We start from the raw sequence: 12,139 nt of genomic DNA, 5'->3' as shown, positions 1-12,139 counted from the left end.
GATTTCACGTACGTATCGACATGGCAGGGCTTCGTCTACGTGGCCTTCGTCATCGACGCCTTCGCGCGCCGCATCGTGGGCTGGCGGGTGTCCAGCACAGCCCACACAGGCTTCGTACTGGACGCTCTGGAGCAGGCACTTCACGACCGCCGACCGGCCAGAGACGGCGGTCTCATTCATCACTCCGACAGGGGTTCGCAATATGCCGCTATTCGATACACCGAGCGCCTGACCGATGCCGGTGTCGAGCCCTCCGTGGGCAGCGTTGGCGATTCCTACGATAACGCCCTGGCCGAGACCATCAACGGTCTCTACAAGACCGAGGTGATCCGGCGCCGCGGGCCCTGGCGCACCTTGGAGGCTGTTGAGTTCGCCACCTTGGAATGGGTCGATTGGTTCAATCACCGATGCCTGCTCGAACCCATCGGCAACATTCCTCCCGCCGAGGCCGAAGCGCGCTACTATGCCCAAACCGAGGACGTCGCCATCGCGGCGTGACTCAACACAAATGGCCTCCGGGATTCCCGGCCCGGTTCACATGCCTGTGGCTCGACGCCACCTACGTGAAGGTGCGCCAGAACGGGCGCATCGTCTCGGTCGCCGTCACCATCACCATCGCCGTGGCGGTCAACACCGACGGCCACCGCGAGGTGCTGGGCATGGACATCGGTCCGTCGGAGGCCGAGATCTTCTGGATCGAGTTTCTGCGCAAGCTGAATGTCGTGGTCTGAGCGGCGTCAAGCTGGTGATCTCTGACGCCCATGGCGGAAACAAGGCGGCGGTCAACCCGTGTCTTCCAGGCGACGTGGCAACGGTGCCGGGTGCATTTCCTGCGCTCGCTGCTCTGCCATGTGCCCAAGGACCAGCAGACCATGGTGTCGGCCGCCGTACGCCAGATCTTCGTCCAGCCCGACCGCAAGACCGCCGGCGAGGCATGGCGCCATATCGCCGATCAGCTCCGGCCGCGCTTCCGCAAGGTCGCAGCACTGCTCGATGACGCCGAGCATGATGTGCTGGCCTACATGGATTTCCCCGAGGCGCATCGCACCAAACTGCATTCGACCAACCCCATCGAACGCCTCAACAAGGAAGTCAAACGCCGTACCGTCGTCGTCGGCATCTTTCCCAACGAGGACAGTGTCCGAAGACTGGTTGGCGCTGTGCTTTTGGAGCAAAACGATGACTGGCAGCTTCAGCACCGTTACCTGATACTCGAAACCATGAGCGGTATCGCACCCGCCAACGAACCCGCCATCACCGCTCTACAATCCACAAAGGCGGCCTGATCCACGACGCTCATGAGCACCTCCTAATTTCCGCTACCTTGACGGACGTGACCCCACCCTCTGGTGCAGGTCGGCCCAGGGAGGGCGCGACACCTAACGGAACCATTGGGAAGTTCAAGCCGAACCGGTTTCGAGAATAGCGACAAGTTCGCTTTCGACCGGACGCGGCAACGCCAGTTCCCTGAGCTTTGCAACAGTTGCTTCAACCGGGTACCGGAAGGATTTAAGTTCGAAGTGGCCGTTTTGACAGACAGCGTAGCTTGCCAGCGAAGTGCCGGTTCGAGGTTGGCCGAGGCTTCCCGGATTCAGCACGATCCTGTCACGGACCTTGCGAAGTATCGGCACGTGGGTGTGCCCGACAAGAAGGACATCCGCCTGCAGTCCATCGAGTACCGAATCCCATCCCTCTGTGTCCGTCGGGTAGCGTCCGTAGAGCGGGTCCGAAGGCATTGCGTGAGTCAGGTGAAACAGCAGACCGTCGCGTTTGGCCTGCGCCTGCTGCGGAAGCCCGCGGAGATAAACCTTCTGTGCTTCGCTGAGGACGGAGGAGGTGTATCGCCTGGTCGCTTCGGCTATCGGGCGATAGCGCGGACTCCAGCGTGAGTCGTCGTCGTAGGCCACCGCGTGGTCATGATTGCCTTGTACGACCAGGGAAGCCTTATCCATGATGTCCGCAACGACTTCCCTCGGCTGCGGTCCGTAGTTCACGAGATCGCCAAGGACCCAGAGTTCGTCATACTCTTCAGGCAAGGCACGCAAGGCTTCGTGGTTGCCATGGATGTCGGAAATGATGACGAGCTTCACCGTGGCCTCCCGGATTCAAAGGCGGATCAGGACGACGCCGAGGAGCAGAGAGGCCGCGCCGGCCAGCCGGGTGAGGCTGACCGGGTGGTGGGGAAGCCCGAACAGTCCGAAATGGTCAAAGGCGAGCGAGCCGAGCATTTGTCCGACGACGATCAAGGCGAGAACCGTCGCGGCGCCGAGGCGGGGAACCATGAGAATCGCGGTTCCGATGAACAGCGCGCCGAAAAGCCCCCCAGTCCATGACAGCCAAGACGTCGACCCGGCCAACGAATCGGACAGCCGGGGGCTGGAGGAGGTCAGCGCGACTGACAGCATCGCCAGCATGCCGACGAAATAGCTGATGAAGCCCGCCCACCAGGGCGACCCGAGTTCGGCCCGCAGGTTTGCGTTCAGAACCTGCTGCAGAGCGACGCTCACGCCGGCGCCGACCACCAGCAGATATGAAAATGCGGACAAGGCGGCGGTCATGCCGTACTCCCCGAAGACGTGCCGGCTCGCATGGATGGCTTTCCATACGGCGCTCCCGGACCACTGGATATCAGGATCGGGCTGTCGCCGTCTGGAACGGATGTGACCTGCTTGCCGAACCCCAAAATCCGCTGCGGAAAATCGCGGAACTGGACGGTGATCCCGCATACCGGCAGAGAAGCGGAAAGCAGAGTATTTTATAAGATTTTCTTTTAAAATAATGCTTTCGACAGGCAGCGCATTTTTTATCTCTGCATTCCGCACGGTCACATTCGTTCTAGAAAGGGCTTGTCAGGTTTGATACCCGTTTCGCATGTGAACGGTGCACTTAAGCATATTTTTAGTTGCTTTTTCGTCCGTCGGCTATCAATGTCCAAAGACCATTATGCAGTCGAGCAAAATACTTCTTTCCGGCCTCCGCTCCACGCCCGAACGGGGAGCAGGGTATCCGGCCCGTTCCCACCGTAAATGTCGCATTCAAGCAGGCAATACACATCGTTGCATCCTTTCGGGTTGACGTGACCGGGAGCAGGCAGAGCGCGTCGTATCCGCGACCAAGCCTAAAAGTCCGGTTTGAAAGTAAGCAAATACACCGGAGTTCGATGCTCCTATCCGCTGGGCAGCCGAAACAGAACTCAAGCGGCGTCATGGCGTGGCGAACCACAAGAGAATAACTGGGAGTAGAATAATCATGGTCGACGTCTCTATTCTTGACGCGCCTTCTTCCGTCGATGGTTCGCCGTGCGATCGTACGCAGCGGGCGGATAAGAATGGAATGGGTGCCAATCATCGAAAAGCAAGAATGCTGTCTCAGGAGCAGGCTTCGACGGAGGGTTGCGATTGGCACCGCGCTGTTCTTGGCGACATCAAGACCCGGCTCGTTGATGATCAGGACTTCCCCTGCATTTTTGGAAGAAGCGCAATCCGAAAAGCAATATTGAAGTTCATTTTTGTCGAATCGGTCGACCCGGCCGGCATCCGGCATCTCGCGGACGGTCTCGTCGAATATGTCGAGTGCTCGAAAGGATGGGACGGCAATCTCAACACGGCATCTCCGCTGGTCGTCGCCTTTTCCCTGGATGCGATCCGGGATGGCTCGTGGGCGGACTACCATACCTTCGGCTGGAGCGTTCTCCAGAAGCTGCACGAGATCGACCCGATTCCGTGGCCGCAGGACGTCGCAGCCGATCCCCATTCGCCGTCCTGGTCCATGTGCTTCAATGGCATGCAGCTGTTCTGCAACATGAGCCATCCCGCGCATAAGGTTCGCCGAAGCCGCAACCTGGGTGCGCACTTCCTGTTCGTGATCAATCCCCGCGAACGCTTCGACGTCGTCGCCGGCAACAGCCCCACCGGAAGGAAGGTCCGCAACAACATCCGTGACCGGATTGCCAGATATGACGGCGTGTCGCGATCACTCCAACTCGGTTCGTACGGCTCCGAGGGGCTCGAATGGTGGCAATACGGCATCATCGAGGACAATGTCGAACGAACCGACAAGTGCCCGTTCACCTTTGCCGGTGCGGGACGATCGGAAAGCGGGCAGCGGGCGGATGAAAGATCGACGGTCGGTTCCGCCGACTGACGCAGGCGTGACGTTCCTTCCCCTTATCGCTTCCTTGCCGAGGATCTTCCGATGCCGCTCTACGACAGCGTTCTCGACACGATCGGCCGCACGCCGATCGTCAGGCTGAACCGGCTCGCGCCGGAACATGTGACGGTTTACACGAAGCTGGAGAAGTTCAATCCCGGCGGTTCGGTCAAGGACCGGCTGGCGCTCTCCGTTGTGCTCGATGCCGAAAGGAAGGGACTGCTGAAGCCGGGCGATACCATCGTGGAGTGCACGTCCGGCAATGTCGGGATTGCGCTTGCGATGGTTGCGGCGGCGCGCGGCTATCGCTTCGTCGCGGTGATGGGCGACGGGTATTCGGTGGAACGGCGCAAGCTGATCCGCGCCTATGGCGGCAAGGTCCTGCTGTTTCCCAGCGCGCTGGGCAGCAGCGGCGGCAACCGCATCGCCGACGAGCTGGCCGAAAAATACGGCTGGTTCCGCGCCCGGCAATTCGACAACCCCGCCAACCCTTCGTACCACCGCCAGACGACGGCGTCGGAGATCCTTGCCGATTTCGCCGGAAAGCGTCTCGACTACTTCGTTACCGGTTTCGGGACCAGCGGAACGCTGACCGGCATCGGCCAGATGTTGAAACTGGCGCGGCCGGAGGTGCGGATCGTCGTGGCCGAGCCGGACAATGCCGCCGTGCTGTCCGGCAAGGGCTGGAACGTTCACCAGATCCAGGGCCTCGCGCCGAACTTCGTTCCCAGCATCCTCGACCGCGAGGTGATCGACGAACTGCTGGAGGTGAACGAGGTGGCCGGCCGCGATGTGGCGCTCCGCCTCGCCGCGGAGGAAGGAATCTTCGTGGGCATCTCCGCCGGCGCCACCGTGGCGACCGCCCTGCGGGTGGCGGAAAGCGCACCGGAAGGATCGGTGATCCTCGCCATGGCGCCCGACACCGGCGAGCGTTACCTGTCGACCTTTCTGTTCGACGGCGTCACCGAAGGTTCGGACGACGATTGGCTGGCGTCGCTGGAAGCCTGACCGGCCGCGACACCGTACCGGCTTCCATCGAAGGGCTTACCGGCCTTCGTTCCGCAATAATTCCAGCATTCTCCAGGCAAATGAGCGAATTCATTCCTCCGGCGACCCGGTTCATCGATCTGCCCGCCGCCTTTCCGATGAAGCGGGGCGGCGTGCTGCATGGTGCGCGCATCGCATATGAAAGCTGGGGCAAGCCGCAAGACACGCACGACAATGCGATTCTGATCGTCACCGGACTTTCGCCCAGCGCGCATGCGGCTTCGCATGACGGCGATCCCACGCCCGGCTGGTGGGAGGAAATGCTCGGACCCGGCAAGCCGATCGATACGGACCTATGGCATGTGATCTGCGTCAATTCGTTGGGGAGCTGCAACGGTTCGACCGGGCCGGCTTCGATCGACCCGGCCACCGGATGTCCCTATCGGCTGGAGTTTCCCGAACTCTCGATCGAGGACATCGCCGACGCGGCCGCCTTCACGGTACGGGCGCTGGGCATCGATCGGCTGGCCTGCGTCATCGGCAATTCCATGGGTGGGATGACGGCGCTGTCGCTTCTGGCACGGCATCCCGGTCTGGCGTGCAGCCACATCAGCATTTCCAGCGCGGTCCACGCGTTGCCGTTTTCGATCGCCGTACGTTCGTTGCAGCGCGAGGCGATCCGGCTCGACCCGCATTGGAACGGCGGCCATTACGACCACGCGCGTTATCCTGAATGCGGGATGATGACCGCGCGCAAGCTTGGGGTCATCAGCTACCGCTCGGCCCTGGAGTGGGATGGCCGTTTCGGCCGACTGCGTTTGGATGCGGCACAGCGCGGCCAGGATGATTCCTTCGGCCGCGAATTCGAAATCGAGAGCTATCTGGAAAGCCATGCGCGCCGGTTCGTACGCAGCTTCGACCCCAACTGCTATCTCTATCTCAGCCGCTGCATGGACTGGTTCGACCTCGGCGATGCCTATGGCTGCAGCGCCGACCTGGCATTGGCCCGGTTGAGCCTCGATCGGGCGCTGGTCCTGGGCGTGCCCAGCGATGTCCTGTTCCCGTTGAGCCAGCAACGGCAGATCGCGGTCGGACTGCGGGCGGGCGGGGTGGATGCCAAATTCCTGCCGCTGGAATCGCCGCAGGGGCATGACGCCTTCCTGGTCGACACGGACCGTTTCGGCCCGGCGGTGGCCGGGTTCCTTGCCGATCTGCGGCAGCGCGGGACGGCGGGGTGGTCGCCGTTGTCCCGAATGAATGCGATCCAGCCCGCCCATCGTCGGTCCGGAGCTGCGTGCATCCAATAAGGCTGGCCCGGGAATCCTCCTGCCGGAAAGCTCCGTCCTGCCGTCCGGCCGGCGGTGCTCGCCCCCTCTCCACCCTGTTCCATCGCCCAACCAACCGACGGATACCCGATGTCGTACCAACCTGCCAAGATCGCCCTCGTTACCGGTGCAACGCGCGGGATCGGCCTTGAGACGGCGCGCCAGCTTGCCCGCAACGGCGTCCATGTCCTGGTGGCCGGGCGCAATCCGGACCGGGCAGCCATGGCGGCGGAGACGCTGCGCGGGGAGGGGCTTGCCGTCCAGCCCATCCATCTCGACGTCACCAGCGACGAAACGATCCGGGCCGCGGCCGGCGACGTCGAGCGCGAGTTCGGCCGGCTCGATATTCTCGTCAACAACGCGGCGATCCGCATCGAGCAATATGGCAAGCAGCCGTCCGAGCAGCCTCTGACGCAATGGCGCGAGACGTTCGACACCAATCTCTTCGGCGTCGTCGCGGTCACGCAGGCATTCCTGCCCCTGATCCGCAAGTCGGCGGCCGGGCGCATCGTCAACCTTTCCAGCCTTCTCGCCTCGATCGGCACCCACAGCAATCCGGACTCATACGCCTACAGCGATCATTTCAAATCGCTCCCGGCCTACAGCGCCGCAAAAAGCGGGGTCAATTCCTGGACCGTACATTTGGCGTACGAATTGCGCGGGACGACCATCAAGGTGAATGCGGTCCATCCCGGCTATACCAAAACCGACATGAACGACGGCGAAGGGTATTTAGAAATACCGGTCGGGGCCGCCACCGGCGTGCGCATGGCCTTGCTCGACAGCGACGGGCCGACGGGAACCTTCGTTCATATGGACGAAACCGTGCCGTGGTGACGGCATATCCCCGCGCCGTGCCTCGCTGAACGACTTTGAACCCGAAGAAGGACGACCGCCCTTGCATGACTTCCCCACGCTTCCATTCAGCAAGATGCACGGCGCCGGCAATGATGTCGTCGTCCTGGACCTGCGTGAGGTGCCGGAGCCTTCGGCAGCCCTGTGCCGGTATCTGTCGGATCGCCGCATGGGCGTTGGCTGCGACATGATTCTCGGCATCGCGGTGCCGCGCAGTGCGCAGGCCGTCGCCTCCTACCGCATCTGGACTCCGGACGGATCGCCGTCGATGCAATGCGGCAACGGTGCGCGTTGTGTCGCCGCCTGGGTGGTGCGCGCGGGACTTGCGACGGGAGATCGCTTCCTGCTCGACAGCCCAAGCGGAACGCATGCCGTGGATGTGCTCGGCGGCCAACGATTCCAGGTGGCTATGGGCATCCCTGCCTTCGCTCCGGACAGAATTCCGCTGGCCGGCTTCGAAAGCGAGCAGGACCTCTACGAAGTCGATCTCGATGGCAGCCGGCGCATCCGCTTCGCCGCCGTGTCGACCGGAAACCCGCATGCGGTGCTGGAGGTGGATGACGAGACCGGCGCACCGGTCGCAGACATCGGACCGGCCTTGCAGAAATCGCGCGTCCTGCCACCGACGGTGAATGTCGGCTTCGTCAGGGTCGTGAACCGCAAACGCCTGATTCTCCGGGTTTACGAGTATGGCGCGGGCGAAACGCTGGCTTGCGGCACCGGTGCCTGCGCCGCGGCGGCGGTGATGATGCGGCGCGGCCGCGTCGACCGCAGCGTTTCCGTGGTTTTGCCCGGCGGCGAGCTGGACATCGTATGGCCGGACGAGCAGGCCCCCATCATGATGAGCGGTCCGGCCGCCTTCGTTTTCGAGGGCAGGCTGGATACCAGCCCGTTGGCGGGCCAGCCGGACTGAAAGCGTCTGGTGATCCCGAATTGACACGACATCCCGGCAACCGGCTCGGCAACCGGTTGTCCTTATTCCAACATTGGATTGACTCCATGCACGTTATCGCTCTGGCTACCTCGGTTACCGACCTGAAAAACGACGATGACATGCCGTTGCTGCTGGCGGCGTGCGAGGAACTTGGCGTCCCGGCCGAAGTCTGCGCCTGGGACGATCCGGGCGTCGACTGGTCGCGCTACGCTCACGTCGTCCTGCGGTCGACGTGGAATTACATCGAATGCCGTGAAGAATTCCTGGCCTGGGCGGAGCGGGTCGCTGCGACGACCAATCTGGTCAATCCGCTGTCGGTGGTGCGTTGGGCATCGGACAAGCATTATCTCGCCGATCTTGCCGCGCGCGGGGTTCCGGTGGTGCCGAGCCGGTTCGTCGAACCGGGGGAGGACGCCCGGGCAGCATTGCGGGATTTCCTGGCCACGAACGGCCAAGCCGCCGAACTGGTGGTCAAGCCGACCGTCGGTTCCTATTCGAAAAACGTGAAGCGGTTCGCCGGAACGGCGGAAGACGAGGCCACCGAGCACATCGTCCGCCTTCTGGAGCAGAATCGCAGCGTCATCCTCCAGCCGTATCTTTCGTCGGTCGATCAGGTCGGTGAGACCAATCTCACCTATTTCGATCGTGTCTACAGCCACGCGATCCGCAAAAGCGCGTTGCTCATGTCCGACGGGACGGTGAACGGGCCGACCCCCGATTTCCGTGCGACCCGGGTCGCGGATGCGGATGAACAGGCCGTGGCACTGGCGATCCTCGATGCCACCGCCGACCATCTCGGGCTCGGCAGGCCGCTGCTCTACGGACGCGTCGACCTCATCCGCGGCAACGACGGCAGGCCGCTGCTGCTGGAACTGGATATTTGCGAACCGTCGCTTTCCTTTCCATTCTGCGACGGTGGCGCCATGCGCTTCGCCCGGGTGTTGGGCCAACTTCTGCAGTCTCAAGAGAGCGGAGCCTGAAAGCCGATGTTTGATCTTATCGTTTCACAAGGCCGGGTGGCCGATCGCAGCGCCCAGACGATCGAAGGTGCCGCGCGCGTCGCCCGGGCCCTGGAACGCCGCTACGGCGTGAAGGCACGGGTCGTCGGCCAGGCTGCCCCCCCTGCCCAGGATGATTGGCGCGACAGCCTTCCGCAGGCACACGCAACGCTGGCCGCGTTGAAGGATGCGATATCCGAGAGCATCGACGGGGAAAAGCTGAGCGTCCTGATCTCGAACACCTGCCCGGCGAGCATTGCGACCCTGCCGGTCGTCGCGCAACGTCTTCCGGACGCCGTGGTTCTCTGGGTGGACGCCCATGGCGACTTCAATACCCCCGAGACGACCAGCACCGGCTATCTCGGCGGCATGGTCGTTGCCGCCGCCTGCGGGCTTTGGGACAGCGGCCATGGGGCTGGCCTGCGGCCCGAACAGGTCATTCTGGTCGGGGCGCGGGACATCGATCCAGCCGAGGGCGAGCTTCTGCGTCGGGCCGGCGTGCGGATCATCGCTCCTGCCGATGCGACGCCGGACCATGTGCTCCGCCAGATCGGCGGCGCGCCGGTCTGGATCCATGTCGACTGGGATGTGATGGAACCGGGATATATCCCTGCGGACTACACGGTTCCGGACGGCCTGCTGCCGTCGCAGCTGCGCGACATCTTCGCCGCGATCCCGGCCTCGCAGCTTGCCGGTGTCGAACTTGCGGAGTTTCACGCACCCGCGGACGAGCGCGACGGCGATGCGGCTGTCGAGGTCATTCTGGATATCGCGGCCCCGCTGCTGCAAGCGGCGTCGGCCAAGCGAACGGCGATGGAATAATCGGGCCGACTTGCCCAAGCCGATTACCGGATCGTTATTCAATAAATGCTGGAAGAATTGTGGCAATGAAACAGATAGCCTATGTAAATGGATCTTTTGTCCCACTTGCCGACGCGAAGATTTCCATCCTCGATCGCGGATTTCTGTTCGGGGACGGTACCTATGAAGTGGCGGCGGTGCTGAACGGCCGGATCATCGACAGCTCATCGCATCTTGCGCGGCTTCAGCGTTCTGCGGGAAAAATCTCTCTCGCCCTGCCGGAGACACCAGACAGGCTCATCGCGCTGCTGAAGGAACTTATTGCGCTGAACGGGTTGGAAGAGGGCTTCGTCTACCTGCAGGTGACGCGTGGCGCGGCAGAGCGTGACTTCGCCTTTCCCAAGGATGCGCGACCGACGCTGGTCATGTTCGTCAGAGCGAAGAAGATGATCGAATCGCGCGAAGCGCTCGAAGGCATTTCGGTCAAGACCGTTCCCGATATCCGCTGGGCGCGCCGCGACATCAAGAACATTTCCCTTCTGGCGCAGGTGCTGTCGCGGCAATCGGCCGTGGACGCCGACTGCCAGGAAGCGCTGATGGTCGAAAACGGCTTTGTTACCGAAGGCGTGTCGTCGTCGGCGTTCATCGTCACCGCCGACGGCGTTCTGGTGACGCGGCCGCGCTTCAACGCGATCCTCGACGGATGCACGCGCAAGGCGTTGATCAAGCTCTGCGAGGAGCGCAAGATCCCGGTGGAGGAGCGCCTTTTCAGCGTTGCCGAAGCGGTCACCGCCAAGGAGGTGTTCATCACCAGCGCGTCGGTGCTGGTCCAGGGCGTGGTGGCGATCGACGGGCATCCGATCGGGGACGGCAAGGTCGGCGACGTGGTGCGGCGCCTGCGCGAGATCCATCTTGAATTCGCCCATGCAACCGGGGTTTGATGCCGGTCGTACGAATGCAAACTCCGAACGCATGACGGGGCTTGTTGCGACGGCGGAGCTTGGGGACTCTCAAGAGGCTGCGGAGCGCTGATGCGTGAGGGCCCCTGCCGGAGTCGGGGACAGGGCGGTCCGGCCGGATTACGGATGCAGGGTGGTTTGTCATGGTGGCGTTATTTCAGTTCCCCAAGGGCATGGACATCGGCATGGGCACGGGCGCCGACGGCGTCTGGCGATATTGGCGGCCGTTCAGCAGCGACATCGTCGAACTGGGGGTCGTGTGCGGGCAGGATGTCTCGCTGCCGGTGCATTTCCATGAAGAGGACCAACTGACATTCGTCCTGTCGGGACGCCGGCGGTTCCTGATGAAGGACTCGCTGTTCGATGTCGCACCCGGCCAGGGGGTGAGAATTCCGGCCGGCACGCCCCACCGCTCCCTTTCCGAGTCGATGGACATCTTCTGCATCAATATCTATACGTCGCCGGGGGTCTACGATGCCATGGGTCTGTTTGCCGGAATGTCGCTGCTGTTGCGGCGGCAGGGAAGCATCGATTGGCTCGATCTTGCGGCAATCATCAAAGATCACCGGTGCGATGGCGGCATGCCTCAGGAACGGACGGAGGCGAGGAATGCCTCATGGGAAACGGTCAGCGAAGGGGCTCGCCTCGCCGGGATGAGTCGCGAGGGCTTCTCGCGCCGGTTCCGCAAACAATTTGGCATTCCACCGCAGATTTTCAGACTATCTGAAAGGTTGAACGAGGCGCGACACCTATTGCGGGTCGGGCAACCGGTTGCCGCCGTGGCAGCCGAGACTGGCTTTTCCGATCAAAGCCATCTCGGTCGCTGTTTCCGGCGCGCATTTGGTGTCACACCGGGCCACTACCGCCGGAGCGTGTCGCACGCACCATGAGGCAGCCGCCGTCAAGTTCAGAGCTTGTTCGTGACGGGCTCGTCCTGACCGGTGCTGGGCGGGATGCTACTTTAAGCTGAACAGGGGTGTTGCGCCAAGTGGCCGGTCTGGTAGGGCTGTGAGTGTCGTCAACAGCCTTCGGGTCAGCAAGTCTATGGGCAGCGGACGTTGGTGCAGAAAAGGCCGGGCTGGTGGCGGTCGGGAGGGCGAGCGGGTATAGAGTCGGCCCGCTGAAGCCGAG

12 protein-coding genes and 1 pseudogene are annotated in these 12,139 nt (G+C 62.7%); 11 read left to right on the top strand and 2 right to left on the bottom strand.

Going from position 1 to position 12,139, the window contains the following annotated elements:
• Positions 1 to 498, top strand: a 498-nt coding sequence (locus FZ029_RS32255) for an IS3 family transposase (protein WP_149274222.1), incomplete at its 5' end; no start/stop codon positions are given.
• Positions 384 to 1,286: pseudogene (locus FZ029_RS32250) on the top strand (transposase). The gene FZ029_RS32255 and the pseudogene FZ029_RS32250, both read left to right, overlap by 115 nt.
• Before the next feature lie 114 nt (positions 1,287 to 1,400).
• Here the strand turns inward: FZ029_RS32250 and FZ029_RS32245 are convergent.
• Both FZ029_RS32245 and FZ029_RS32240 read right to left on the bottom strand, forming a co-directional pair.
• Complete coding sequence (locus FZ029_RS32245; RefSeq protein WP_149274220.1) at positions 1,401 to 2,090, bottom strand: metallophosphoesterase family protein; 690 nt, start codon at positions 2,088 to 2,090, stop codon at positions 1,401 to 1,403.
• Between the two features lie 15 nt (positions 2,091 to 2,105).
• Entirely contained in the window at positions 2,106 to 2,558 is a 453-nt protein-coding gene (locus FZ029_RS32240) for a DMT family transporter (RefSeq protein WP_149274218.1), read from the bottom strand.
• Between the two features lie 691 nt (positions 2,559 to 3,249).
• Between FZ029_RS32240 and FZ029_RS32235 the strand changes: the two genes are divergently transcribed.
• From FZ029_RS32235 to FZ029_RS32195, 9 genes are all read left to right on the top strand, one after another.
• On the top strand, positions 3,250 to 4,143 hold the full coding sequence (locus tag FZ029_RS32235; protein ID WP_211104283.1) for a YqcI/YcgG family protein: 894 nt from the start codon (positions 3,250 to 3,252) through the stop codon (positions 4,141 to 4,143).
• Positions 4,144 to 4,194: 51 nt separating this feature from the next.
• Positions 4,195 to 5,157: a cysteine synthase A gene (gene cysK / locus FZ029_RS32230; RefSeq protein WP_149274216.1), complete on the top strand. Its 963-nt coding sequence runs from the start codon at positions 4,195 to 4,197 to the stop codon at positions 5,155 to 5,157.
• 80 nt (positions 5,158 to 5,237) lie between these two features.
• Complete coding sequence (locus FZ029_RS32225) at positions 5,238 to 6,443, top strand: homoserine O-acetyltransferase (RefSeq protein WP_149274214.1); 1,206 nt, start codon at positions 5,238 to 5,240, stop codon at positions 6,441 to 6,443.
• 108 nt (positions 6,444 to 6,551) lie between these two features.
• On the top strand, positions 6,552 to 7,298 hold the full coding sequence (locus tag FZ029_RS32220) for an SDR family oxidoreductase (protein ID WP_149274212.1): 747 nt from the start codon (positions 6,552 to 6,554) through the stop codon (positions 7,296 to 7,298).
• Positions 7,299 to 7,359: 61 nt separating this feature from the next.
• Entirely contained in the window at positions 7,360 to 8,229 is an 870-nt protein-coding gene (gene dapF / locus FZ029_RS32215) for a diaminopimelate epimerase (protein ID WP_211104282.1), read from the top strand.
• Positions 8,230 to 8,315: 86 nt separating this feature from the next.
• Entirely contained in the window at positions 8,316 to 9,230 is a 915-nt protein-coding gene (locus FZ029_RS32210) for a hypothetical protein (protein ID WP_149274210.1), read from the top strand.
• A 6-nt stretch (positions 9,231 to 9,236) separates the two neighbouring features.
• Positions 9,237 to 10,070, top strand: a complete 834-nt coding sequence (locus FZ029_RS32205; RefSeq protein WP_149274208.1) for an arginase family protein — start codon at positions 9,237 to 9,239, stop codon at positions 10,068 to 10,070.
• A 65-nt stretch (positions 10,071 to 10,135) separates the two neighbouring features.
• Positions 10,136 to 10,990, top strand: coding sequence for a D-amino-acid transaminase (locus tag FZ029_RS32200; RefSeq protein ID WP_149274206.1), 855 nt, complete (start codon positions 10,136 to 10,138; stop codon positions 10,988 to 10,990).
• Positions 10,991 to 11,151: 161 nt separating this feature from the next.
• Positions 11,152 to 11,898 (top strand): helix-turn-helix domain-containing protein, encoded by a 747-nt coding sequence (locus tag FZ029_RS32195; RefSeq protein ID WP_149274204.1) that lies wholly within the window; start codon positions 11,152 to 11,154, stop codon positions 11,896 to 11,898.
• Positions 11,899 to 12,139: the final 241 nt, after the last annotated feature.

Source organism: Azospirillum sp. Sh1, from assembly GCF_008365135.1.
GTDB lineage: Bacteria > Pseudomonadota > Alphaproteobacteria > Azospirillales > Azospirillaceae > Azospirillum > Azospirillum oryzae.
Note: the sequence above shows the minus strand (reverse complement) of the source record. Positions and strands in the feature narration are given on the sequence as shown.